Raw genomic sequence first — 24977 nt, forward strand, 5'->3', positions numbered from 1 at the left:
ACCCCGCCCGGGGGCTCCTCGCCCCGAGGGCGGCCCCGGCCGTCCCGGCGGCGGTCGCGGCAACGCGCCGTTCCAGACGCGCCAGGGCGGCCCCGGTCGCCCCGGTGGTGCCGGTGGACCCGGTGGTGCGCCCGGCGGCTTCCGCCCCGGCGGTGGCTTCAGCGGCCCGCGCCCCGGTGGCGGCGGCCGTGGTCGCGGCCCCGGCGGCGGCACGGCAGGTGCCTTCGGTCGTGGCGGCGGCAAGTCGCGCGCCCGCAAGTCGAAGCGCACGAAGCGGCAAGAGTTCGAGATGCGCGAGGCGCCGTCGGTCGGCGGCGTCAGCGTTCCCCGCGGCGACGGCAAGAAGGTCATCCGTCTGCGGCAGGGCGCATCCATCAGCGACTTCGCCGACAAGCTCGAGCAGGTCAGCGGCATGAGCGTGCCTCCCGGCAACCTCGTGACCGTGCTGTTCCACCTCGGCGAGATGGCGACGGCGACCGAGTCGCTCGACGGCGGCACCTTCCAGATCCTCGGCGAGGAGCTCGGCTGGAAGATCGAGATCGTCTCCCCGGAGGACGAGGACAAGGAGCTTCTCGAGGCCTTCGACATCGACCTCGAGCAGGCGGACGACGAGGAGGACCTCGTCATCCGCCCGCCGGTCGTGACCGTCATGGGCCACGTCGACCACGGTAAGACGAAGCTGCTCGACGCGATCCGCGAGGCGAACGTCGTCGCGGGCGAGTCCGGCGGCATCACGCAGCACATCGGTGCGTACCAGGTGTGGACGGAGCACGAGGAGATCGAGCGCGCCATCACCTTCATCGACACCCCGGGTCACGAGGCGTTCACCGCCATGCGTGCTCGTGGTGCGCAGGTGACGGACGTCGCGATCCTCGTGGTCGCCGCGGACGACGGCATCATGCCGCAGACCGTGGAAGCGCTCAACCACGCGCAGGCGGCGAACGTGCCGATCGTCGTGGCGGTCAACAAGATCGACTCCGAGGGTGCGAACCCCGCCAAGGTGCGCCAGCAGCTCACCGAGTACGGTCTCATCGCTGAGGAGTATGGCGGAGACACGATGTTCATGGACGTCTCGGCGCTCAAGAACATCGGCATCACCGAGTTGCTCGACGCCGTGCTGCTCACCGCAGACGCGGGTCTCGACCTGCGCGCCAACCCGCAGCGTGACGCTCGCGGTGTCGCCATCGAGGCGAAGCTCGACAAGGGCCGCGGCTCCGTCGCGACCGTGCTCATCCAGGCGGGAACCCTGCGCGTCGGCGACCCGATCGTCGCGGGCACGGCCTACGGCCGCGTGCGCGCCATGACGGACGAGAACGGCGAGAAGGTCGACGAGGCCTACCCCTCGCGCCCGGTGCAGGTGCAGGGCCTCTCGAGCGTTCCGCGCGCCGGTGACACGTTCATCGTCACGGAGGACGACCGCACGGCGCGTCAGATCGCCGAGAAGCGCGAGGCCGCCGAGCGCAACGCCCTCCTGGCGAAGGCGCGCAAGCGCATCAGCCTCGAGGACTTCACGAAGGCGCTCGAAGACGGCAAGGTCGAGTCGCTCAACCTCATCATCAAGGGCGACGTCTCGGGTGCCGTGGAGGCGCTCGAGGAGGCCCTGCTCAAGATCGAGGTGGACGAGAGCGTGCAGTTGCGCATCATCCACCGCGGTGTGGGTGCGGTGACGGAGAGCGACGTGAACCTCGCGACGATCGACAACGCGATCATCGTGGGCTTCAACGTGCGACCCGACACGAAGGCGCGCGAGCGCGCTCAGCGCGAGGGCGTCGACATCCGCTTCTACTCGGTCATCTACGCGGCTCTCGAGGAGATCGAGGGCTCGCTCAAGGGGATGCTCAAGCCCGAGTTCGAAGAGGTGCAGTCGGGCGTCGCCGAGATTCGCGAGATCTTCCGCTCCTCGAAGTTCGGCAACATCGCCGGTGTCATCGTGCGCAGCGGAACGATCACGCGCAACGCCAAGGCGCGCGTCATCCGCGACGGTGTCGTGGTCGGCGACGCGCTGGCGATCGAGTCGCTGCGTCGCTTCAAGGACGACGTCACCGAGGTGCGCACGGACTTCGAGGCCGGTATCGGTCTCGGCAAGTTCAACGACATCCAGATCGGCGACGAGATCGAGACGATCGAGATGAAGGAGAAGCCGCGCGAGTAGCGCGCGCCCCGCTCCCTCAACCCCGGGGTGCCCGCCCCCACAACCCGGGGGTGCCCGCCCGCCGGGGGGGGCACCCCATCCCTCTTTTCTGAAGGAGACAGCACCATGGCGAACCCTCGCGCACGCAAGGTGGCCGACCGCATCAAGGAGGTCGTCGCGAAGCGACTCGACAAGGGGCTGCGGGATCCGCGCCTCGGCTTCGTGACGATCACCGACGTGCAGGTGACGGGCGACCTGCAGCACGCCTCGATCTTCTACACGGTCTACGGCACCGATCAGGAGCGCGCCGACAGCGCTGCCGCCCTCACGGCGGCGACCGGGATGCTGCGCACCGAGGTCGGGCGCAACCTCAATACGCGCCTCACGCCGTCCCTCGAGTTCATCCCCGACGGGGTGCCCGAGAACGCCGCCTCGATCGAAGCTTTGCTGCGCGAGGCGCGCGAGCGCGACGAGTTGACGCTCAGCTCAGCGGCGACCGCGCAGTACGCGGGCGACCCCGACCCCTACGTCAAGCCGCGCGAGTACGTCGACGAGGTCGATGAGGACGAGCCTGACGACGACGGTGCTGACGACCACAGCGCTGACGACGCAGGCGCCGGCGACCTCGAACGGTAGTCCGCTAGAGCATGTGAGGTAGGTCGATCGCGCCCGTCGAGAAGATCGACACGACGGCGAGTACGAGTGCGCCGACGACGATGATCGCCCCCATGCCGACAAGAATGGCGAGCCCCACTTTGACGACGAGGTCGGAGAACGTGTGACGGGGGGCCGACGGCTGCAGCGCGCTCATGGCCTCATTCTCGCAGGCGATGCTGCATAGCCGCTACAGCGTTGCAGCAGAGCCGCTACTCAGGCGCCGCCGCGGCGGTTCATGCGCTGCACCTCGGCGTCGATCGCCGACTCGGTGATGACCGTGCCCGGGCCGAAGGCGTCGATCGCCATGAACATGGCGGCGATGCCCATGCCGCCGATCGGGAAGAGCGGCCAGAAGAAGGTGTTCGGCGTCGCGAGCGCCCACACGGCGATGACGATCGCCGAGACGGCCGCCCAGACGAGCAGGAAGCGGAAGAAATCGCGCTTGGCCCGAAGGCGACGGTAGGCCTGCTTGCGGACTCGTTCCGACTCGGTCGCGGGATCTTTCATGCTCATGGGGTCGAGAGTACGCGGGCACGGTGCCGCCGTGCATCCACCGACCGATGGACTCGCGACGTCAGTCGGGCAGCGCGTAGCCCGCGCGCGGGTCGCCGAGCGCGAGACCGTCGGCGAGGAGGCTCGCGAGGGCGCGCTCTCGCTGCACGGCGTCGGGCCAGAGGGACTCGACGACCTCGGCCGGCACGGGGGTGTCGCTCTGCCGCAGTTCGCGCATGATGAGCCCGCGCACCTGGCGGTCGCTGCCCTCGAAGCGCGCCTGTCGCGGGGCCGAGGGGCCGTCGTACTCGGGGTAGCCGGCCGCTCGCCAGGCGCACAACCGCGCGAGGGGGCAGCTCTCGCAGCGCGGGTTGCGCGCCGTGCACACCGTCTGGCCGAGCTCCATCGCGCCCGCGTTGAACCGTTGAGCGTCGGCCGGGTCGCTCGGCAGCAGCGCCTCCATCGCGGCGAGGTCGGCGCGCGTGCGTGCGGGCCCGGCCTCGCCCTGACCCGCGACCGCGCGGGCCAGCACTCGGCGGGTGTTGACGTCGACCACGGGGGTGCGTACCCCGAACGCGAAAGCCGCCACGGCGCGGGCCGTGTACTCGCCGATGCCGGGGAGGGCGAGCAGGGCATCCACGTCGCGGGGCACCTGGCCGCCGTGCTGCTCGCTCATCGCCACGGCGGCGGCGTGCAGGCGCAGGGCGCGGCGGGGGTAGCCGAGGCGATCCCAGGCCCGCACGGCCTCGGCGGGGGAATCGGCGGCGAGCGCGTCGGGGCTCGGCCAGCGCGCGAGCCACTGCTCGAGCCGCGGGATGACGCGCGCGACGGGCGTCTGCTGCAGCATGATCTCGCTCACGAGAATGCCCCACGGCGTGAAGCCGGCGCGCCGCCACGGCAGATCACGAGCGTGCTCGGCGAACCACGCGACCACGCTCCGAGCAATGCCACTCACCCTCCCCAGAGTAGGTGACCCCAGTGGGCCGCCCTCTGGGCCGCCTTTTGGGCCAGATCTGGCGCGAATGGGCGCTTGGGTTCACTCGTAACCCACATTTGCGGCAAATCTGGGCCGCGCCGCGCATCGCCGTGGCGCGGCGCATGCCGCGGCGCGGCACGGCGCGGCACGGCGCGGCACGGCGCGGCTCGCGCCCAGCAACGCGACCTACCGTGGCCGCATGCGCATTCTCGTCACAGGAGCGACCGGTTACATCGGCGGCAGACTCGTGCCGCGCCTGCTCGAGGCGGGCCATGAGGTGCGCGTGATCGTGCGCGACCCGGCACGCCTGCGCGATGTGCCGTGGGCGGGCGACGTCGAGGTCGTGCAGGGCGATCTCGCGAACCCCGGCGAGGTGCGCAGCGCGGTCGAGGGCGTCGAGGTGCTCTACTACCTCGTGCACTCGATGAGCGGCAAGGGCGACTTCGAGGCGGTGGAACGGCACGTGGCGACAACGGTCGCCACAGCAGCGAGGGATGCTGGGGTCGCCAGGGTCGTGTATCTGGGCGGTCTGCATCCCGACGGCCCTCTCTCGCGGCACCTGGCCTCCCGCAAGGAGGTGGGGGACATCCTGCTCGCCTCCGGCGTGCCGACGGCCGCACTGCAGGCCGGCGTCGTGATCGGGTCAGGGTCGGCGAGCTTCGAGATGATCCGACACCTGACCGAGGTGCTGCCGTACATGCCGGCGCCGAAGTGGGTGCGCAACTACATCCAGCCGATCGCCGTGCGCGACGTGCTGCACTACCTCATCGGTGCGGCAAGCCTGCCGCCCGAGGTCAACCGTGCCTTCGACATCGGCGGGCCGGACGTGCTGCGATACGGGCAGATGATGAACGGCTACGCCGTCGAGGCCGGCCTCAAGCAGCGCCCGATCGCGAGCCTGCCCGTGCTGACCCCGTACCTCGCGAGCCAGTGGGTGAACCTCGTGACGCCGATTCCGCGCTCGCTGGCCGTGCCGATCATCTCGAGCCTGCAGTACGACGCGGTGGTCGGCGAGTCCGACATCGACGAGCTCATCCCGCCGCCCGAGGGCGGCCTCACCCGCTACCGCACGGCGGTGCGCTACGCGCTCGCGAAGATGCGCGAGGGCGAGGTCGAGACGAGCTGGCGCAACGGCGCCGTCGAAGGAGCACCGAGCGATCCTCTGCCGACCGACCCGCAGTGGAGCGGCGCGACGGTCTTCACCGACCTGCGCGAGGTGGAGTCGGATGCCGAGCCCGAGGACTTGTGGCGCATCGTGGAGAGCATCGGCGGCGACAACGGCTGGTACTCGCTGCCGATGGCGTGGGCCGCCCGTGGGCTGCTCGACAAGCTCGTCGGGGGAGTGGGTCTGCGCCGCGGGCGTCGCCACCCGGAGATGCTCGCCCCGGGTGATGCGCTCGACTTCTGGCGCGTCGAGCAACTCGACCGTGGACGGTTCCTGCGCCTGCGGGCCGAGATGAAGGTGCCGGGCCGCGCGTGGCTGGAGTTCACTGTCGAGCCTCGCGAGGGCGGCGGATCGCGCCTGCAGCAGCGCGCGATCTTCTTCCCCTCCGGTCTCGGCGGGCGCCTCTACTGGTTCGCGATCCTGCCCTTCCACGGCGTCATCTTCGCGGGCATGGCCGCCTCCATGGCCGCGAAGGCCGCGGCGAGCAAGGTCGACGAGAAAGTAACGGAACGGTAACGACTGCGCTAGGGTGGGGAGACCGCAACGAGGCGGCACCCATGAGACTCACCCGAAAGCGACGTCGATGGCGCACCCCAGCAGGACCCACCCCGCGGGATACTCCGCGCGTCGCATCGCCGCCTGCTTCACCGCCACCGTCGCCCTCGTCGCCGTCCTGGCGATCGACCACACCGCGGCGACCGTGCACGCCGCGCAGCCGCTTGGCTCTGCCCGCCTGAACGACGGCATGCCGCTCACGATCGCCCACCGCGGCGACCCGGCGAGCGCGCCGGAGAACACGCTGCCCGCGCTCGAGGCGGCGCTCGCGAGCGGAGCCGACATCGTCGAGTTCGACGTGCGCCTTACCCTCGACGGCCACGCCGTCATCGTGCACGACGAACTGCTCGACCGCACCACGAACGGCGCAGGCTTCGTGGCCGAGCACACGCTCGCCGAACTGCGGGACCTCGATGCGGGCACGTGGTACGGCAGCGCATGGAGCGGCACGGGCATCCCGACCCTCGGCGAATTCCTGCCGCTGCTGCAGCGCTCCACCGCGCGTGCGCTCATCGAGCTCAAGGGAGTGTGGCCCGAGGAGGGCCTCGCGCCGCTCGCGGCGCAGATCTACCGGCACGGCGTGCAGGATCGCGTCGTGGTCGGCAGCTTCGAGGAGGAGACCCTCCTGGAGCTCTGGCGCGCGGCCCCCAGTCTGGCCCGGGCGGCGGTGGTAAGGAGACTTCCCGCCGACCCGGTGCTCTTCGCCGAGCGCGTGGGCGCCTCGACCGTCGTGACGAGTCTGCGCTCGTTCGAGGTCGAGCCGCACGCGGTCGACGCCCTGCACGAGGCCGGCATCACCGTCGTCGTCTACACCCTCAACAACCCGCGGCTGTGGGAGCGCGCGATCGCGCTGGGGGTCGACGCCGTGGTGACGGATGCTCCGCGCCGGCATGCCCACTGGCAGCCCGCCCCGGCCGACGCCTGAGTGCTCGGCGACCGCGGCCCGCGGATCACCTGCGCAGTGCTACCGCCGCTCGAGCAGCGCCCGATACACCTCGATGCCGTCGAGGAACGCCGTGACGCGCATCCGCTCGTCCTTCGCGTGGAGGCACGCGCGCTCCTCACCGCTCATGCGGAACGGCGCGAACCGGTACACGTGGTCGCTGATGGCGGTGAACCAGCGCGCGTCGCTCGCCTGCATCATGACGTAGGGCGTCACGAGCAGGCCGGGGTGCACGGTGCGGATCGACGCCACGAGGTCATCCCACGCCTCACCCCGGTCGGGCGAGACGGGGGAGGGCTCGCTCGCCTCGACGACCTCGATGCGCACGGCGTCGTCGGCGATCGCGCGGCGCACCTCCTCGACGGCTTCCTCGACGCTCGACCACGGGGCGATGCGCATGTTGAGGGTCGCCTCGGCGGATTCGGCGAGGGCGTTGTGGGCGTGCCCGGCGCGCAGCTCGGTGACGGCGCGCGTCGTGCGCGTGAGGGCGGCGGTCTCGGCCCCGCGGCGCACGAAGACGCGCGTGAGCAAGGGCGAGAGCACGTCAACGGCGGCGAAGACGGTGCGCAGCGGCTGCCGGGCCCGTGAACCCAGGGTGCGGATCATGGTGCGCGTCGTCGTGCCCAGTCGCGCCTTCGAGGGCCGGCGGTTCAGGCGCAGAATGGCGCGCGACAGTCGCTCGGTCGCGGCGAACGCCGGGGGGCTCGCCGCGTGCCCGCCGTGCTCGTCGACGCGCAGCCGCAGGGTCGTGATGCCCTTCTCGGTGACGCCGATCACGGCGTAGTCCTCGTCGACGCCGGGGAAGATCTCGCGCACGATCGCGCCGCCCTCATCGAGCACGAGGGAGGGCCGGATGCTCCGCTCGCGCAGCACGTCGACGATGCTCCTCGCCCCGGTGCCGAAGACCTCCTCGTCGTTGCCGAAGCACAGCAGCACGTCGTGCCGAGGCGCGTGCCCGGCGGCGAGGAGGCGCTCGACGGCGCTGAGGATCGCGACGACGCAGCCCTTGTCGTCGAGCGTGCCGCGCCCCCACAGCACGGCGGCGTCGCCGTCGCCGACGATCTCGGCGGCGAACGGTGGGTGCTGCCATCCCTCGTCGGTCGCGGGCACGACGTCGTAGTGCGCCATGAGCACGGTGGGCTCTGCCGCGCCCGTCAGGTCGGTGCCGCGCCAGCGGTAGAGCAGCGCGTACCCCGGGTCGCCTCCAATTCGCTCGAGCTCGAGCGCCGCGTGCACGCGCGGGAAGAGCGCCGGCAGCGCCGCGATGAACGCCTCGAAGGGGGCGGGGTCGGTGCGGGGGCCGGGCCCCGTGGCGGGGCGGGAGATGGTGGGGATGCGCAGCAGCTGCCGCAGTGCCTCGAGAGCGTCATCGTTGCTGAAGCTGTCGCTGAGCGGGTTCTGGTACTCGTCGCGCGAACTGTTTGCGGATACGGTCGAAGCCATGCGCACCATCGTCGCACTCCTCTGCCTCGGAATCCTCACGCCGCTCGCGGCGGCCGGCCCCGCACAGGCGGCGCCCCCGCCGGTCGCGAGCACGACAGTCGCCCCGGTCGCCGCGGTCGGCGGCGCGGTGCTTCCGGCCGACGTCAACGACTTCACGTTCGACAGCTTCGAGGCGCAGTACGTGCTGGGCCGGGACGACGACGGCCACTCGACGCTCACGACGACGGAGACGATCGTCGCCCGGTTCCCCGAGTTCGATCAGAACCGCGGCCTCCGCCGCGCCATACCGGCCACCTACCAGGGGCACACGACGAGCCTCGAGGTGGTCTCCGTCACCGACGAGTCGGGCGATCCGCGCCCGTACAGCGTGGACGCCGACTCGGGCATCGTGACGGTCACTTCCGCCGTGCCGGAGGGCAGCTTCGTGCGCGGCGTGCAGACCTACGTCATCACGTACACGCAGCGCGACGTGGTCGACTACTTCACGAACACGACGGCGGAGGAGTTCTACTGGAACATCAACGGCACCGACTGGCGGCAGCCCTTCGGCGTCGTTCGGGGAACGCTGCTGCTCGAGGACGGCCTCGAGAGCGCCCTCATCGAGGGGCAGCTCGCGTGCTACCAGGGCTACAGCGGCTCGCGCGACACGTGCTCGATCACCGCTGACGGCGACACGATTGTGGCGGAGGGGCGCGACCTGCTGCCGTTCCAGAACGTGACGCTCGCGGTGGCCTTCGAGCCGGGTACCTTCACGCTCTTCGACGATTCGCCGCTCGCCTCGCCGTGGGCGTGGGTGCAGTTCGCGGCCGTGGCGATTGCCCTGGCGGCGGCGATCGCGGCCATCATCCTGCGGCGCACCCGCTTTCGGGATGCTCCGGGCCGACCCGTGATCGTGCCCGAGTACCTCCCGCCGAAGGGAGTGTCGCTGCTCGATGCCGCGGTCCTCACGCACCGCAAGTCGCGCGGCGTCGCCTCGCAGCTCGTCGACTTCGCAGTGCGCGGCGTCATCACGATCATGGAGGTCGACAAGGGCGGCCTCTTCAAACGGCAGCAGTGGCGCCTGCGGCTCGAGTCGTCGCTCGGCGTCGAGGGGGAGGAGCGCCGGCTGCTCACCTACTTCTTCGGCGGCGGGCTCGTCGGAGGCACCGAGCACACTCTGAAGGCGCAGAACACGACGCTCAGCACGAAGATTCAGAAGCAGCTCGCGCGCGTCGCGAAGTCGGTGCTGTCGCGCGGCTGGAGGCGGAGCATCCCGGCCAAGTACTCGTTCGGGCTCACGTCCCTCACGGTGGGGGCGATCGTGCTGTCGTTCATCGGCGCGGTCTCGCTCGACGACGAGGGACGCGCGGGTCTCGTGACGTTCGCGCTCATCGTCCTGACGATCCTGTGCTTCTTTATCGTCGGCGGCAACCTGTGGAAGCAGCCGCTCACGGCCGAAGGCTCGGAGATCGTCGACCATCTCAAGGGCCTCGACGACTACCTGGAGCTCGCGGAGGCCGATCGCATGCGCGTGCTGCAATCGCCCGAGGGGGCGCTGCGCGAGCCCGTGAACGCGGCCGACAGCGGCGAGCGGCTCAAGCTCTACGAGCGCCTGCTGCCGTGGGCGGTGCTCGGCAAGCACGAGAAGGAGTGGGCCGAGGTCATCGGCGAGTACTACGGCGAGGGTCAGCAGCCGGGCTGGTACACGAGCTCGCGCGCGTTCAGCGTGGGCGCCTTCGCGGCGGGGGTCTCCTCGGTGAGCACGACGCTGTCGTCGAGCTACTCGGGCTCGAGTTCGAGCGGTGGTTCGGGCGGCGGCGGGTCGTCCGGCGGCGGCGGTGGCGGCGGAGGCGGCGGCGGGGTGTAAACTCTTCCTCACGGCATTCCGCTCACCGATCGTTCCTCGATCGGGTCAGGGCGTCGGAGTGCTGCATCACGTTCGGCGGTACCGCAGCTTCAGTGGGCGGTATCGCGCAGTCACCGTTCGGCTGGCACGCACGCCGTGTTCCAGCCTTGTCGAGGAGGGGCATGGCCCAGACCGGCCAGCGTCAGAGGAAGAGCTCGTCCAAGTCGAGCGGCAACGGTTCGCGCCGTCGTCGCCCGCTCGATGAGCAGGGGATCATCCCGATCCTCGCCCGCGCCGTGCGCGAGGTGGAGAACGCCGCCGAGCGCGGCAAGGCGAGCCCCTCGAACCGCACGAAGTTCCAGGTCGCGGCGCTGCTCGTGCGCGAGGAGCGGGCCCGCGTCAAGCAGGATGCCGAGGTCGGCGACAGCGAGCGCGCCGAAGTGCTCAAGCGCCTCGACGGGCTCGCGAGCATCATGGCGAAGACCGCCGCCCGCGACACCTCCCTCATCGCCCTGCTCGCTCCCGAGGCGAAGGTCTCCGACGCCGCGAGGGCGCTGCGGCGCGACATGCTTCTCGCGTCGGGTGCTGAGCTGGAGCCGGATGACCTGCTCATCGTGAGCGAGCCCACGCCCGTCACGGCCGAGGTGGCGAAGCAGGTCGTGCCGCCGAGCGTCAAGCAGGCGCAGCTCGCGAACCCCTTCCTCGCCCCCGATCTGAGCGCGCTCTCGGCGGCGGCGTCGTCGACGGGCTCGCGGCTGTCGAACTGGGAGCTCATCGACCCGCTGTTCCGCTCGTTCGAGTACGGCGCGGGCGGCCAGGCCGCGTCGATGGAGCTGCCCGAGGCGGGCTCGCTCGTCACCCCCGGCGGCATGGAGCTCATGCGCCACCAGGCTCGCCTCATCGAGGCCGTGCGCGCGGGTCACCGCTCCTTCCTGCTCGCCGACGAGCCGGGGCTCGGCAAGACCGCGCAGGCGCTCATGGCGGCGAACGTCGCCGGTGCCTTCCCGCTCCTCGTGGTCGTGCCCAACGTCGTGAAGACGAACTGGGCACGCGAGGTGCAGCGGTGGATCCCGCAGCGCACCGCGACGGTCGTGCACGGCGACGGCGACGACCTCGACGCGTTCAGCGACGTCGTCATCGTCAACTACGAGATTCTCGATCGTCACGTCGGCTGGCTCGGCCGATTCGGCTTCAAGGGCATGGTCGTCGACGAGGCGCACTTCATCAAGAACGCCACCTCGCAGCGCACGCGCCACGTGCAGTCCCTCGCGGCCGCGCTGCGCGTGCTGCACCCGAAGGCGCTCATGATGGCGCTCACGGGTACGCCGCTCATCAACCAGATCGAAGACTTCCGCATGATCTGGAAGTTCCTCGGCTGGATCGACGACAAGAAGCCTACGGGCCGCCTCATGGCCGCGCTCGAGGAGACCGAGCTGACGCCGGCCGACCCGGGCTTCTTCGCCGCCGCTCGGCAGTGCGTCATCGACATGGGCATCGTGCGGCGCAAGAAGGTCGACGTCGCCTCCGACATTCCGGCCCGTCGCATCGCCGATATCCCCGTCGAGCTCGACGATGATCTCGGGCGGTCGATCCGCGCCTCCGAGGCCGCGCTGCTCGCCCGGCTCGTCGACCGCTACCGCCGCGTCGTCGCGGCGCGCGACGTGCCGCCGATCGGCATCGACCACGATCTCGTGCGGCTCGTGGCGCACGCCGAGCTGGAGGAGTCGAAGGGCGCCTCGAACGGCGACAACGTCTTCACGATGGTGCGCCAGATCGGTACGGCGAAGGCCGTCCTCGCGGCGGACTACACCGCACAGCTCGCCCGCAACGTGGGCAAGGTCGTGTTCTTCGCCAAGCACATCGACGTCATGGACGCGGCCGAGCGGCACTTCGCCTCGGTCGGCATGCGCTCGGTGAGCATCCGCGGCGACCAGAGCCCGAAGGCGCGCCAGGAGGCGATCGACGGGTTCACGAACGACCCTGACGTGAGCGTCATCGTGTGCTCGCTCTCGGCGGCGGGCGTGGGTATCAACCTGCAGGCCGCGTCGAACGTCGTCCTCGCCGAGCTGTCGTGGACCTCGGCCGAGCAGACGCAGGCGATCGACCGCGTGCACCGCATCGGCCAGGAACTGCCCGTCACGGCATGGCGCATCCTCGCCGCGCAGACGATCGACCTGCGCATCGCCGACCTCATCGACGCCAAGGCGGGCCTCGCGGCGCGCGCGCTCGACGGCAGCGACGTCGAGGTGACGGCGGAGGGCACCGTGCAGGTGCAGGCGCTCAGCCAGATGCTCGCCGAGGAGCTCGAGAAGAGCCTCTAGCGCGCACCTTGCCCGCGTCGCCCCCCCCCGTGACCCGGGTGGCCAGTCACGCCGTGTGTGACGACTCACGCCGAACGTTTCGCGTGATGTGTCACGAATGGAGTGACTCGGGCGACGTCGTGCGTCAGCGACGGGCGGCGAGCCGCTCTTCCGAGACGAGGTAGCGGATGCCCGCGAGCGGGATCGGCAGCCAGGCCGGGCGGTTGCGCGCCTCGTACATGGCCTCGTAGACGGCCTTGTCGAGCTCGAAGGCGTCGAGCAGCTGCCGGTGCGCGCGCAGGTCGACCTCGCTCTCGGCGATGTATCCGTCGAGGAACCCCGCGCGCGCGGCACGCGCCCACTCGGGGTCGACCGCGTCACGCGCTGCCTCATCGGCCGCCGTGTTGCGCCGCGCGCCCACGACGTAGTCGAACGAGCGCAGCATGCCCGCGACGTCGCGCAGGGGGGAGTCGGCGCGCGTGCGCTCCAAGAGGGGTCGCAACGGCTCGCCCTCGAAGTCGACGAGCAACCACTCGCCGCTCGGCCGCCGCAGCACCTGCCCGAGGTGGTAGTCGCCGTGGATGCGCTGCAGCTTGGGCCACGGCGCGTCCTGCGCCGAGTCGTACACGGCCTCGATCGCGGGCCGCAGGGCGCGCAGCTCGGGCACGTCGGAGGTCGCGATCGCGAGGCGCTGGTGCCACCCCGCGACGAAGCCCACGATGTCGCCGAGGGTCGCCTCGCGCGTCGGCAGGCATGCTGCGAGACCCGTGTGCACCTCCGCGGTCGTGCGGCCGAGGCGCTCGGCGTGCGCGGTGAAGTCTTCACCGTCGGCCGACGACTGCAGGGCGATCTGCCAGCCGTCCTGCACGCCCGGGATGAACTCCTGCGCGAACGCGAGGTGGCCGACCGACCGCTCCTCGTGCTCGTAGGGGTCGTGCCAGGCGCCGGACAGGTAGCCGAGCATCCGCGGAACCGAGCGATAGCCGGCGCTCGTGAGAGCGGTCTGCAACGTGACATCCGGGTTCTCGCCCGTGTGCACGAGGCGGAAGATCTTGGCGACGACCGCGGCCTCCGAGCCCTGGTCGTAGATGATCGACGTGTTCGACTGCTCGCCGCCGTGCACGCGCGACCGCGTGTCGGCGCGCGTCACCGACAGGCGGTGCAGCAGCTCGGTCGTGTAGAGCGGGTCGAAGGCGCCGTCGAAGAGGTAGCGGTCGTCATCCGTTCGCCCGATGAGGTACGGGCCCGCGCCCTTCGGAATGGTCGAGCGCTCGACCATCGGCACGTGATACAGCGAGGGCGGGTTGTTGGCGAGGTCCCGCACGAGGAGCACGATGATGCGGGCATCGTCGTCGGCGGAGGACGGGTCTGCGGTCGAGGATTCGGGCTCGCTCGACGGGGCGCCGTCGTACGGCGTCGTCGCGTGTGCCTGCCATTCCTCCCGGAAGACCTCGACGAGCTGCGGGATGCGCCCCTTGCCGGCGTACCACCGCTGTCGCGTCATCCAGTCGGTGAGGCACTCCGTCGTGCTGTCCATGCGACCCACCGTACAAGCCCCGCCTAGGAGAGTCGTGCGTGGAGGTACCCGTTCCAGGCGGCACTCAGACTCGCGTCGATCGGCCGCTCGACTCCGTCGACCGCGCGGATCGGCGTCACGTGCCGCACGCTCGAGACGATCCACGCGGCCTCGGCGGCGTGCAGGTCGTCGGGGGTGAGCGGCTCCATGACCGCCTGCAGGCCCCACTCAGGTGCCGCGGCGAAGAGGTCGCCCTGCGTCGTGCCGGGCAGAATGCCGAAGTCGACCGGCGGGGTCGAGAGGGTGTCGCCGCGCCGCAGCACGACGGTCGAGTTGGGCCCTTCGAGCAGGAAGCCGTCGGTCGAGACGAACACGACATCGTCGGCCCCGCGCCGCTGCGCCTCCCGCACGGCGGCGCGGTTCACCGCGTAGGAGAGGGTTTTGGCTCCCGCGAGCAGCCAGGGGCTCGTCTGGGCGACGTCGCTGCGCAGCCCCCGGTCGAGCAGCGCCACGCTGAGGCCCTCGGTGCGCTCGCGCCGATAGTCGGGGGAGGGTCGGCCCTGCGCCCAGCCGGTGAGCATGTCGTGCCCTTCGATGCCGCGCGTGAGGATCGTGCGCACCCACGCCTCCTCGTGGTCGGCGAGGCGCCGGCCGATCTCGAGCACCGCGTCGCGCCAGACGCCCAGGTCGGGCTGAGGCAGGTCGAGCATGCGGGCCGAGCGGGCGAACCGGTCGAGGTGAGCATCGAGCGCCTGCACGTGGCCGCGGCCGATGCTGTACGTCTCGAAGATGCCGTCACCGCGCGTGACGCCGAGATCGTGCACGTTCAGGTGCGGATGCTCGGCATCGGCCTCCACGAAGCCCGTCGCCGCACCCGAGCCGTCGTGGGTGATGAGCAGGAGCGGGTGGTTCGCGCTCGAAGGCGGGGTCCAACTCGAGGGCGGGGTCCAACTCGAGGGCGGGGTCGAACTCGAAGGCTGTGTCGCGCCGTGGGTCATGCCCTCGATGATGGCAGGTCGATGGGCCCTGTGCCTCGGCGCCCGTGGGTCACTCCGCGCACGCCGCGCGTGTGCACGCGGTTGATCGTGACCGCGATGATCGCGAGCACGATGATCGCGGCGGCGATCGCGACGACGTACACGACGACGCCGAGTACACCCGCGGGCCCGTCGGGGTTGAGGAACGGGTAGGGGAACCACCCGTCGAGAAACTCGATGCGCAGCAGCGTCACGGCGACCCAGATGAGCGGAAAGCTCGCGGCGAGCCACAGCGTCGACCAGCCGATGCGCACGCGACCGGGGGTGAGCAGCCAGTCGAGCGCGAAGTAGATGGGCACCCACACGTGCAGAGCCTGGTTGGCCCACACGGGCCCGACGTAGCCGTCGGCGTTGACGACATCGCGCAGCAGCAGGTTGTAGACGGCCCCGGTGACGAGCGCGTAGGTGAAGGCGGAGGCGCGAATCGCGGTGTACAGGCGCGTGTCGCGCTCCATGGCGAAGGCGAGCACGCCACCGGCGATGAGCACGACGACGTTGATCATCGCGGTCTGGATCGTGAAGTAGGCGAAGTACTCGGTCGGCTCGAACCGACCGAACGCGAGCTGGTCGGTGATCTGGGTGATGAGCGCGACCAGCACGAGCAGTCCGACGATGATGCTGATGACGCCCGCGATGTGGCGGAGGGTGTGGAGTCGGGCTGACGCTGCGGCCTCGCCGAGGGGGGACGACGGAGTCACCCGGTCGACGTTACCAACCCGTGACCTGGCATATCCAGATGCATGGGTGACAATTCGGGGTACATACCGAGCTGTCTGCGTGTCGGGATGCTCAGGCACGGGTCGATAGCCTGGCCGGATGACTTCTTCCGCATCCTCTGACTTCGGCCCTCTCGTGCTGGGCGGCAACGTCTTCGGCTGGACGGCCGACGAGTCGGCGAGCTTCGCTGTTCTCGACGCGTTCGTCGAGGCAGGTGGCAGGGCGATCGACACGGCCGACGCGTACTCGATGTGGGTCGACGGTCACACGGGTGGAGAGTCTGAGCGCATCATCGGTGCCTGGCTGAGCGCACGCCCCGGCATGCGCGAGCGGGTCAGCATCGCCACCAAGGTGTTCGCCAAGCCCGACCGGCCCGGGCTCGCGCCGGCGAACGTGCGCGCCGCGCTGAACGAGTCGCTCGAGCGCCTGCAGACCGACTACGTCGACCTGTACTACGCCCACCGCGACGACCCCGAGGTGCCGCAGGATGACGTCGTCATGACCTTCGGCGAGCTCGTCGCGGAGGGCCTCGTGAGCCGCATCGGCGCGAGCAACTTCTCGGCCGACCGCCTGCACTCCGCCGTCGATGTGGCGAAGGCGCACGGCGTCGAGCCCTTCACCGTGTCGCAGGACGGCTACAGCCTCGTGCATCGCGACATCGAGTCGGGCCTCGTGCCGACCCTGAAGCGGCTCGACATCATCGAGCTGCCCTACGGCGCCTTGCAGGGCGGTTTCCTCACCGGCAAGTACCGGCAGGGCGCGACGGTCGACTCGCCGCGCGCCGGCAAGGCCTCGCAGCTGCTCGAGACGCCGCGCAACGTCGAGCTGCTCGACGCGCTGCAGGGCGTCGCCGAGGGTCGTGACGTGAGCATGGCGGCCGTCGCCCTCGCCTGGCTGCGGCAGCAGCCGCGCGTCGCGGCGCCCATCGCGAGCGCGCGCAGCGTCGAGCAGTTGGCGAGCCTCGTCGAGTCGTTCGATCTGGTTCTCAGCGAGGACGAGCTCGCGCGCCTGGCCTAGCGAGGCTCGCGCCTCGACGAGCGCGCCCCACCCGGCCGGCCTCAGCTACGCGTCGGGGTCGGCGAGGCCGAGCACGTCGAGCATCCACGCGAGCTCGATCGCCCGCTGCGTCCACGCCGCGTACCGCCCGCTCACGCCGCCGTGGCCTGCCTCCATCTCGCAGCGCAGCAGCGCATCCGCCCCCACCTCGCGCAGGCGGGCCACCCACTTGGCCGGCTCGACGTACAGCACGCGCGTGTCGTTGAGGGAGGTGACGGCGAGGATGCGCGGGTACCGCTGCAGGTGCACGTTCTCGTAGGGCGAGTACGCCTTCATGTAGGCGTACACCTCCGGGTCGTCGAGCGGGTTGCCCCACTCGTCCCACTCGATGACGGTGAGCGGCAGCTCCGGCATGAGGATGCTCGTGAGCGGGTCGACGAAGGGAACGTCGGCGAGGATGCCGGCGAAGAGGTCGCCGGCGAGGTTCGCTACCGCGCCCATGAGGAGGCCTCCCGCGCTGCCGCCTTCGGCGACGAGACGCTCGGGCACCGTCACGCCGGTGTCGACGAGGTGCCGTGCGCACGCGACGAAGTCGGTGAAGGTGTTCGTCTTCGACGTCGTCTTGCCCTGCTCGTACCAGGCGCGACCCAGCTCGCCTCCGCCGCGCACGTGGGCGATCGCGAACACGACGCCGCGGTCCAGGAGCGACAGGCGCGGAATCGAGAAGCCAGGGTCCATGCTCGCCTCGTACGAGCCGTAGCCGTAGAGCAGCACCGGGGCGGGCTCGACGCTCACCTCGGCTCGGGAGGACCCGGCCGCCGAGTCGACGTCGAGGGCGGGCACGAGGCCGCGCTTCCACACGAGAGAGATCGGCACGAGCGTGCCGTCGTCGGCGCGGGCCCAGTCACGGCGCTCCTCGTACTCCTCCGTCGCGAAATCGCCGAGCACGGGCTGCCGCTTGAGCACCGTGATCGCGCCGGTCGCCACGTCGAGCTGGCCGACCGTCGTCGGCTCGACGAAGCTCACCCAGCCGATGCGCAGCGTCGGCTGGTGCCACTCCGGGTTGCCGCGGGTGCCGACACTCGCGAGCGCGTCAGGGCCGCCGTGCACGGGCACGACGAGCTCGTCCCAGTGCAGCTGCTCGGCCAGCGAGCGGTGCGGGTCGACGCCCTCCAGGCGCGCGACCGCTGTGCGCGGCAGCCCCTCACGGCGGTAGTCGAGCGTGAGGAACGCCGCGTAGGCGTCGACGCCCTCGACCCGGCGGCCCGGCTCGTGCGGGATGAGCGTCTCGGGCTCGCTGAGCGGAGCATCCACGGGTACGGAGACGACCGTGAAGTCGGGCGCATCCCGGTTGTGGGTGATGAGCCAGCGGTGCTGCCCGCCGATCACGGCATGGTCGAGGTCGTACTCGACGCCGTGCTCGCGCGGCCACACGACCTCGAACTCGCCGGTGGGGTCGGCCGCGTCGAGCACATGCGCCTCGCTTGTGATGCTGCTGGAGGATTCGATGACGAGCCAGCGCTTCGAGCGCGAGCGGCCCGCGCCCACCCAGTAGCTGTCGTCGGGTTCGTGGAAGACGCGCACGTCGTCGGCCGCGGCGGTGCCGATCTTGTGCCGCCACACCGTGTCGGGGCGCCACGACTCGTCGACTGTCGAGTAGAAGACGTAGCGGCCGCTGGGGTCGAAGAACGCACCGGCGGCGGTGCCGGGGATCTCGTCGGCGAGCTGCTCGCCTGTCGCCAGGTCGCGGATGCGCAGGGTGTACCGCTCGTCGCCGACCGTGTCGACGCCGAAGAGCAGCATCGCACCGTCATCGCTGACGTCGAAGGAGCCCATCGAGAAGAAATCGTGGCCCTCGGCCTCGACGTTGGCGTCGAGCACGAGCTGTTCGCCCTCGCGCGGCTGCGCGGGGTCGTCGAGGGGCGGCGGGGGAGTCCACGCCGCCGGGTCGAGGGGGTTCTCGGGGTCGATCGGCGCGGCGGGCACACGGCACTGCAGGCCGTACTGCTGGCCTTCGATCGTGCGCCCGTAGTACCACCAGTCGCCGTCCCGCACGGGGATGCCCATGTCGGTCTCCTGCGTGCGCGACCTGATCTCCTCCACGATGCGGTCGCGCAGCGGGTCGAGGTGCCGCATGCGCTCCTCGGCGTAGGCGTTCTCGGCCTCGAGGTGCGCGATGACCTCGGGGCTGTCCTTGTCGCGCAACCACTCGTAGTGGTCGAGGAACACGTCGCCGTGGTGGCGGCGCTCGTGCACGCGGCGGGCGGCGGTGGGCGGTGTCGGTGCTGGGGAGGTACTCATCGCCTCCAGCGTAGGCTGGTGAGGAGATGTCTGACTCCCCTCTTGCCGCCGGCCCGTACGAGGTGCTGGGCGTGAGCCCGACGGCGAGCGATGACGAGCTGAAGCGCGCGTATCGGGCGCGGCTGCGTGCCGCGCATCCGGATACCGGGGGTTCTGCAGCCGAATTCGATCGCGTTCAGCGGGCCTGGCAGCGGGTGGGCACGCCCGCGGCGCGTCGCGCTTACGACCTGGGCGCGGACGCCGACGGCGGGTCGCCGGGGTCGACGTGGGCGCAGTCGTCGTCGGGTGGCGGCATGCGGCGCGGCGACACCCGCCCGAGCGCGAAAGCGCACGGTCACCCTGGTGGCTGGTACCGCGAGCAGTTCCTCGACCTGATGAACGAGTGGATCGGCCGCGGCGACGGCAACGTTGACCCGTTCGACCCGCAGTTGGTGCGCCGTGCGCCGCGCGAGATCAGGCACCTGCTGGCGGCGGCGATCGCGGAGGAGAAGTCGGCGACCGCGCTGGCGACGCTCGGCATGGGCTTCACGGTCTGGCACGACGTGCTCGCGGGGCCGACGCGCGACGACAAGCTCGACCACGTCGTGCTGGGCCCGACCGGCTTGTGGGCTGTGCTGAGTGAAGACTGGGGCGAGCCCGTGCGTATCAAGCGCGGCGAGCTCATCGGCGAGGGGCTCGGCTCGGAGGAGCGCCCCCTGCATCAGCTAGCGCAGCGCGCGAAGGTGGTCGCGCGGGCGGCGAAGGTGAAGTTTTCGGCGTACGTGATCGTGGTCGAGGATGCTCAGGCTCCCGCCTCCCTCACCGAGCTGCGCTCCCTGCGCGGGGCGCAGGGGCTGCTCGTGCAGCGCTCGCGGCTCGTCAACCTCCTCCGCACGGGCCTGCCCGGTGTGGGGGTGGGCGGCACGGACCTGTTTGAGGTGCGCACGCGCCTGCAGCAGACCGTGCGTTTCGTGTAGCGGCGGTACCGCCCGCCGCGCAACCCCCTTCCGCGCGGTGGTGCGACGGGCCACGGTGGAGTCATGCCTCGTTTTCGCGCGCCCGCACGCCCCACGCCTTCCCGCACCGCTCCGGCCGAGCAGACCCCGACCCTCGTCGCCGAGCCGGGCCGCCGCCGCGCCGTGCTGCCTGCCTGGGTGGGGCACGCCGACCGCGCGATCGTGCGGCGCCTCAACCGCGGCGAGTACCACCCGCGCGTGGATCGCGGTCTGCGGGCGTTGTCTCGTGCTGCTGATCGCGGCCTGCTGTGGTTCGGCATCGCCTTCTCGCTCGCGGCGGCGGGCCGGTGGCGCGCGGGCATCCGCGGGGTCGTGAGCCTGCTCACGGCGAGCGCGGTCGCGAACCTCATCGGCAAGCGGGTGTTCGGCGGGCAGCGCCCCGACCACACGCTGCTGCCGGCGGCGCGGCGCATCCGCCGTCTGCCGACGTCGCCGTCGTTCCCCTCCGGTCATGCGGCGAGTGCTGCGGCGTTCGCGGCGGGGGTCGCGATCGAACGGTCTCTCGCGGGGGCGGTCATCGCGCCCGTGGCGGCGGCGGTGGCCTATTCGCGCGTGCACACGGGGGCGCACTGGCCGTCTGACGTGGTGGGCGGCACGCTCATCGGCCTCGGTGCGGCGGGGGCGTCGGCGGCGGTCGCGCGGTCGGCGCGGGCCGGTCGACGCGCGGTCGAGCCGGCGGCCCCGAGCATCCCGTTGCCGGCTCTGCCGCAGGGGCGCGGTCTCATCGTCATCGTGAACCCGGCGGGCGTGGCATCGATCGCGGATGCTGCGCGCGCGATCGTCGAGGGCGCGGGCCTGCTGACCGATGTCGCCGAGGTGCGCATCGGGGGTGGCCCGCCGTCGACGGCGCTCAACACGGTGTCGCTGGGGGTGTACCCGCGGTTGGTGGAGGAGCGCTCGCGGCTGGCGAAGCGGGTGGGCAAGCCGCTCGCGGCTGGCGAAGCGGGTGGGCAAGCCGCTCGGGGCGGTGTTCGCCGCGCGCCGGGTGCTGCGCGAGTCGACCCCGTTCACGGTGTCGGTCAACGGCGAGGCGGCGCGGGTGTGGTCGGTGTTCGTGGGGGTGAACGACTACCGCACGCTCGAGCAGGGGCCGCTGTGGCGGGGCAGGCTCGACGACGGCACGCTCGACGTGCGGCTGCTGCACGCTGGTGGGGGCTCGCGCATGAGCGTGCAGTCGTTCCACGCCGACGAGGTGCGCATCGCGCTGCACGACCGGTCGGCGAAGCCCGGGTTCGCGTGCGACGGCGAGGCGTCGGTGGAGCAGCTGGCGGGGGTCGTGGAGGTGGCGATGCGCCGGGGTGGGCTGCGGGTCTACGCGGGGTAACCTGGGGTGACGGGCCGCGGCATTCTCGCGTCGGCCCGGTAGAGGAGTGCAGTGCCTGAGGAATGCGTCCACGGTTTCGAGCCCGGCATGTGCGCCACGTGCTACCCGCCGCCGGAGCCTCCGAAGCTGGCGGCGACGCGCCGCTCCCCGCGCACGGCGGCGCGGAGCCTGCGCAGCCCGGCACCGGGTGCGACGGGCAAGGCCGCGGAGGTGCGGCCGCCGAACCTGCCGCAGCGCATGTTCCACGTCACGCATGTGACCAATCTGCCCGCGATCCTCGAGGCGGGAGAGTTGCGGCCGTCGTCTCAGGTGACGCCCGCGCTCAAGCTTGCGAGCCCAATCACCGATGAGTTGCGCTCGACCGCGCCGGTCGACGAGTCGCGGTCGGTGGCGGACTGCGTGCCGTTCTCGCTGAGCCCGCTCGCGGTCTGGTGGGGTGAGGTGCAGGACGGCGCTGCGGGCCCGACCTGGAGTGATGAGGCGCGTGCCGCATCCACCGTGGATTTTGTCGTTCTCGGCGTCGATCTGGCCGCCGTCGGTGATGACCTGGTGGTTTCCGATGGCGACGCCGCCGCGGTGGTGACGACGCTGGGGCGGTCGCCGGAGGATCGGCGCCGGATGCTCGCCCGCGCTGCAGCGGACGCCGCAGTGCTGCAGGCCGCGGAGGCGCTGGTGCCCGGCACGGTGCCGCTGTCGTCGGTCGCGCTCGTCGCGGTGGCGAACGAGCCGCGCCGCGACGAGGTGCGCGCGCTGCTGCGGTCGGCGGGGGTGTCGATTAAGGTCGCCGTCTACCCGCCGTGGTTCGTGCCGGTCGTCGCAGAGTAGTTCGCGCAGCAGGTCGCGCAGCGTCGCCGTGCCGCGAGATTCCTGACAGTCGCTTGCGCCTGCGCGCTCTCGTGGGGAGAGTATGTCGTGTACGGAAGACGACATGTCTCGACGTGAGGGGAACTGTGATGTCGGTGAAGAGCGTTTCTGAACGGATGATGCCTGGCTTTGTTCCGCTCATGGTGGGGGCGCTCGCCCTCGCGCTGACGGGGTGCGCTGGCGGTGCTGGTGAGGGTGAGGCTCCGGCGGCTGGTGAGGAGGTCGAGGCGCCTGCGGAGGCCGAGGGCGGCGAGTCGGAGTCGACTGACGGCGATGCGGAGGCCGGTGCTGGAGCCGATCTGGGCACGATCACGGTGGGTACGACGACGTATCGCGTGATCGAGGCTGTGAACTGCGAGCCGGTGCAGTCGAACGAGCTCACGACGGAGGTGTTCAATTCGATCGCGGTCGCGCAGTCCGCCGAGGGCGAGGACGTGCTGTTTTTCGCGTATACGCAGGAGCAGTCGGGTGCGCGGGCGAACTTCGTCGACTACCAGGGCCCGGAGGGCACGCTGTCGACGCAGCAGACCGAGGCGACGTTCACGGTCGAGGGCGGCGTGCTGTCGGGGGCGGCCGTGCTCGTGGACGACGACGCCACCGAGTCGTTCATGGCGCAGTTCACGTTCGACCTGCCGGAGGAGCTCGTCAGCTGCTAGCGGTGGGCCGCCTCAGTGTGAGTGCTAACCTGGCTAGGAGAGAACGCCAGGAAGGAGCCGGTCTGTGGAACCGATCAACATTCTGGATGCGCGCAACAACCTCTCGCGCTTGGTTGCCGCCGTGGAGAACGGCGACGACGTGGTGATCGCGAAGCGTGGCAAGCCGGTGGCGCGCCTCGTGCCGGTCGAGCAGAGTCGCTTCACGGGTGGGGCGCTCGCGGAGCACCTCGTGCGTCATCCGCCGGTGCGCGTGCGCAGTGCTGCTGAGATCGACGCCGACGTGCGCGACTTCCGCGAGAGCTGGGGCTCGTAGGGCGTGATCTACCTCGACTCGTGCATCCTCATCTACGCCGTCGAAGACGAGGGGGAGCGCGGTCGCGCCGCCCGCCAGGCACTCGCCGACCACGCCGATGCCGAGCTGGTCGTCTCGCCGCTCGTCGTCATGGAGTGCATCACCGGTCCGCTCAAGCGCGGCGACCTGGCGCTCGTCGACTACTACCGATCGACTCTCGCGAGCGCGGCGCGGGCTCCCTTCGATGAGGATGTCTTCGTGCGGGCCGCCGAGCTGCGCGCCCGGCACGCGCTGTCGACGCCGGATGCCCTGCACCTCGCCGCGGCGCAGAAGGCGGGCTGCTCGGCCCTGTGGACGAACGATCGCCGCCTCGAGCGCGCCGCGCACGGGCTCGCCGTCGCCATCGTCGCCGAGAAGCTCTAGGCCTCACGGCGCGGCAGCAGCTCCACCGAGGTGGGCGGGTCTGCTCCGACTCGGCCGACGGTGATCTCGGCGGTGCGCTGCGCCCACGATCCGGCGCGGCGCAGGGTGTGCGGGGCGAGCGTGCTCAGGGTGTCGCGCCCGGTGGCGCCGAACAGGCCGACGACGTCGAGCCCGGCGATGAGGCCAGCCATGAACGCGTCTCCACCGCCGATCGTGTCCACGACGGTCGGGTGATGGCCGGGTATGTGCAGCCTGGTCTGCGCGGTGGCCATGTCGATGCCGTGCTCGGCGCGGGTGATGACGACGAGTGAGGTGCCGGCGGCGAGCCAGCGCGCGATGGTCGACTCGATCATGGCTTCGCGCACCTCGTCGGCGATGTCTGCCGGGTCGGCGACAAGTTCGGGGTGCAGGTAGGCGAGGTCTTCGTCGCTCGCTTTGACGATGTCGCTGAGCGCGGCGTGCCGGTCGACGCGTGCGCGGGCGGCGTCGCGGTCGGGCTCGATGCGCGGGCGGATGTTGGGGTCGTAGGTGACGAGGGCGTCGCCACGGTACCGGGCGACGAGCTCGTCGACTTGGTCGGCGCCGGGCTGCAGGGCCGAGCCGAGTGAGCCGAAGTGCACGACGTCGGGCACTCCTGCGGGAGTGTCGGTGTGGTCGAGCATCCACGTGAGGTCGAAGTCGTAGCTCGGTGTTCCTCGGTCGTCGAGCGTGGCCGTGGCCGTGCAGGTGCGGCCGGCGCGCCGTGGCGTGTACACGTCGACGCCTTCGTGCACGAGTCGGCGCTCGATGGTGTCGGCGTGCCGGTCGGCGCCGAGCGACGTGATGAAGGCGACGTCGATGCCTTGGCGGGCGAGGCCGATGCTGAGGTTCATGGGGCTGCCGCCGGGCACCTCGGTGCGCGTCTCGCCGTCGAGGATGATGTCGATGAGCGATTCGCCGAGCACGAGCGCGCGCGTCGCCCTCCGTCGTTCTTCAGTCATCGGAGCCCCCTCCTCACGTGCTGGCGCATCCCCGAGCGCCGTTGACTTCCACCGTATCCGGGTATTCGTAGCCGTGCTCCGACTCGGAGTGACGTTGTCGGGGCAGTCCGCCGATGGCTACACGCTGAAGGCGTGGAAACGCTCGGCGAGGAACTCGCGGTCGGGCGCGTCGTCGCGTCGCGTCGGCAGCTCGAGCCGTTTGCCGTCCATCGCCTGCAGCCCGTACTGCAGCATGGGCCCGTCGCGGTCGGCGAGCAGCCGCTCGTTGATCCCTGATCCACCGTCCGGCTTCAGGTCGGCTGCGGTAGCGGAGCGGGCGGGGTCGCGGATGTGAGGGCGCGGTCGGCCTGCCAGCCTGTGCTGGCCTTTCCACGAGAGTCTCCGGTCGC

The 24977-nt window shown here is 71.1% G+C and carries 22 protein-coding genes and 1 pseudogene; 13 read left to right on the forward strand and 10 right to left on the reverse strand.

The window, feature by feature from the left end; translation table 11 throughout:
• The coding region (gene infB / locus FK219_RS12175) for a translation initiation factor IF-2 (protein WP_152584194.1) at window positions 1–2152 on the forward strand (2152 nt) is incomplete at its 5' end.
• A gap of 105 nt (window positions 2153–2257) precedes the next feature.
• Window positions 2258–2767 carry a 30S ribosome-binding factor RbfA gene (gene rbfA / locus FK219_RS12180; RefSeq protein WP_152584195.1) on the forward strand — a complete coding sequence of 170 codons (510 nt, stop codon included), beginning with the start codon at window positions 2258–2260 and terminating at the stop codon, window positions 2765–2767.
• Window positions 2768–2771: 4 nt separating this feature from the next.
• Here the strand turns inward: rbfA and FK219_RS12185 are convergent, their stop codons facing one another.
• The 3 genes from FK219_RS12185 to FK219_RS12195 all read right to left on the reverse strand — a co-directional run bounded on the left by FK219_RS12185 (window position 2772) and on the right by FK219_RS12195 (window position 4235).
• Entirely contained in the window at window positions 2772–2942 is a 171-nt protein-coding gene (locus tag FK219_RS12185) for a hypothetical protein (RefSeq protein WP_165638143.1), read from the reverse strand.
• A 59-nt stretch (window positions 2943–3001) separates the two neighbouring features.
• A complete protein-coding gene (locus FK219_RS12190) occupies window positions 3002–3301 on the reverse strand; it encodes a 2TM domain-containing protein (RefSeq protein WP_152584196.1) in 300 nt (99 codons plus the stop codon).
• Between the two features lie 61 nt (window positions 3302–3362).
• Window positions 3363–4235, reverse strand: coding sequence for an HhH-GPD family protein (locus tag FK219_RS12195; RefSeq protein WP_152584197.1), 873 nt, complete (start codon window positions 4233–4235; stop codon window positions 3363–3365).
• 220 nt (window positions 4236–4455) lie between these two features.
• On the opposite strand from FK219_RS12195, the gene FK219_RS12200 reads away from it, so the two are divergent.
• Window positions 4456–5937: an SDR family oxidoreductase gene (locus tag FK219_RS12200; protein WP_152584198.1), complete on the forward strand. Its 1482-nt coding sequence runs from the start codon at window positions 4456–4458 to the stop codon at window positions 5935–5937.
• A 67-nt stretch (window positions 5938–6004) separates the two neighbouring features.
• On the forward strand, window positions 6005–6901 hold the full coding sequence (locus FK219_RS12205) for a glycerophosphodiester phosphodiesterase (protein WP_152584199.1): 897 nt from the start codon (window positions 6005–6007) through the stop codon (window positions 6899–6901).
• A 39-nt stretch (window positions 6902–6940) separates the two neighbouring features.
• On the opposite strand, the gene FK219_RS12210 is transcribed toward FK219_RS12205, so the two are convergent.
• Window positions 6941–8362, reverse strand: coding sequence for a M20/M25/M40 family metallo-hydrolase (locus FK219_RS12210; RefSeq protein ID WP_152584200.1), 1422 nt, complete (start codon window positions 8360–8362; stop codon window positions 6941–6943).
• Here FK219_RS12210 and FK219_RS13490 point away from each other — a divergent pair.
• Both FK219_RS13490 and FK219_RS12220 read left to right on the forward strand, forming a co-directional pair.
• Window positions 8361–10208 (forward strand): DUF2207 domain-containing protein, encoded by a 1848-nt coding sequence (locus FK219_RS13490; protein ID WP_210416823.1) that lies wholly within the window; start codon window positions 8361–8363, stop codon window positions 10206–10208. The two genes, FK219_RS12210 and FK219_RS13490, sit on opposite strands and share 2 nt — an antisense overlap.
• 161 nt (window positions 10209–10369) lie before the next feature.
• Complete coding sequence (locus FK219_RS12220) at window positions 10370–12508, forward strand: DEAD/DEAH box helicase (protein WP_152584201.1); 2139 nt, start codon at window positions 10370–10372, stop codon at window positions 12506–12508.
• Window positions 12509–12632: 124 nt separating this feature from the next.
• Here FK219_RS12220 and FK219_RS12225 read toward each other — a convergent pair whose 3' ends face one another.
• The 3 genes from FK219_RS12225 to FK219_RS14030 are packed head-to-tail and all read right to left on the reverse strand — an operon-like array spanning window position 12633 to window position 15738.
• Window positions 12633–14024, reverse strand: coding sequence for a maltokinase N-terminal cap-like domain-containing protein (locus tag FK219_RS12225; RefSeq protein ID WP_152584202.1), 1392 nt, complete (start codon window positions 14022–14024; stop codon window positions 12633–12635).
• A 23-nt stretch (window positions 14025–14047) separates the two neighbouring features.
• A complete protein-coding gene (locus FK219_RS12230; RefSeq protein ID WP_152584203.1) occupies window positions 14048–15001 on the reverse strand; it encodes an aminotransferase class IV in 954 nt (317 codons plus the stop codon).
• Window positions 14998–15738 (reverse strand): Pr6Pr family membrane protein, encoded by a 741-nt coding sequence (locus FK219_RS14030; RefSeq protein ID WP_152584204.1) that lies wholly within the window; start codon window positions 15736–15738, stop codon window positions 14998–15000. The genes FK219_RS12230 and FK219_RS14030 overlap by 4 nt, the downstream gene beginning before the upstream one ends.
• Before the next feature lie 118 nt (window positions 15739–15856).
• Between FK219_RS14030 and FK219_RS12240 the strand changes: the two genes are divergently transcribed.
• Window positions 15857–16774, forward strand: coding sequence for an aldo/keto reductase (locus FK219_RS12240; RefSeq protein WP_152584205.1), 918 nt, complete (start codon window positions 15857–15859; stop codon window positions 16772–16774).
• A gap of 45 nt (window positions 16775–16819) precedes the next feature.
• On the opposite strand, the gene FK219_RS12245 is transcribed toward FK219_RS12240, so the two are convergent.
• On the reverse strand, window positions 16820–19054 hold the full coding sequence (locus FK219_RS12245; RefSeq protein ID WP_152584206.1) for a S9 family peptidase: 2235 nt from the start codon (window positions 19052–19054) through the stop codon (window positions 16820–16822).
• Between the two features lie 26 nt (window positions 19055–19080).
• Between FK219_RS12245 and FK219_RS12250 the strand changes: the two genes are divergently transcribed.
• From FK219_RS12250 to FK219_RS12275, 6 genes are all read left to right on the forward strand, one after another.
• Window positions 19081–20010 carry a DnaJ domain-containing protein gene (locus FK219_RS12250; RefSeq protein ID WP_152584207.1) on the forward strand — a complete coding sequence of 310 codons (930 nt, stop codon included), beginning with the start codon at window positions 19081–19083 and terminating at the stop codon, window positions 20008–20010.
• Window positions 20011–20073: 63 nt separating this feature from the next.
• A complete protein-coding gene (locus FK219_RS12255) occupies window positions 20074–21432 on the forward strand; it encodes a phosphatase PAP2 family protein (RefSeq protein ID WP_152584208.1) in 1359 nt (452 codons plus the stop codon).
• Window positions 21425–22198, forward strand: a complete 774-nt coding sequence (locus FK219_RS12260) for a DarT ssDNA thymidine ADP-ribosyltransferase family protein (RefSeq protein WP_152584209.1) — start codon at window positions 21425–21427, stop codon at window positions 22196–22198. The genes FK219_RS12255 and FK219_RS12260 overlap by 8 nt, the downstream gene beginning before the upstream one ends.
• 155 nt (window positions 22199–22353) lie before the next feature.
• Window positions 22354–22893 (forward strand): hypothetical protein, encoded by a 540-nt coding sequence (locus tag FK219_RS12265; RefSeq protein WP_152584210.1) that lies wholly within the window; start codon window positions 22354–22356, stop codon window positions 22891–22893.
• Between the two features lie 64 nt (window positions 22894–22957).
• Window positions 22958–23206 (forward strand): type II toxin-antitoxin system Phd/YefM family antitoxin, encoded by a 249-nt coding sequence (locus FK219_RS12270; protein ID WP_152584211.1) that lies wholly within the window; start codon window positions 22958–22960, stop codon window positions 23204–23206.
• A gap of 3 nt (window positions 23207–23209) precedes the next feature.
• Entirely contained in the window at window positions 23210–23608 is a 399-nt protein-coding gene (locus FK219_RS12275; RefSeq protein WP_152584212.1) for a type II toxin-antitoxin system VapC family toxin, read from the forward strand.
• Here the strand turns inward: FK219_RS12275 and FK219_RS12280 are convergent.
• Window positions 23605–24588, reverse strand: a complete 984-nt coding sequence (locus FK219_RS12280; RefSeq protein ID WP_152584213.1) for a carbohydrate kinase family protein — start codon at window positions 24586–24588, stop codon at window positions 23605–23607. The two genes, FK219_RS12275 and FK219_RS12280, sit on opposite strands and share 4 nt — an antisense overlap.
• Window positions 24589–24705: 117 nt before the next feature.
• Window positions 24706–24977: pseudogene (locus FK219_RS12285) on the reverse strand (hypothetical protein); the annotation flags it as partial.

This window comes from Microcella pacifica (genome assembly GCF_009371975.2).
Lineage (GTDB): Bacteria > Actinomycetota > Actinomycetes > Actinomycetales > Microbacteriaceae > Microcella > Microcella pacifica.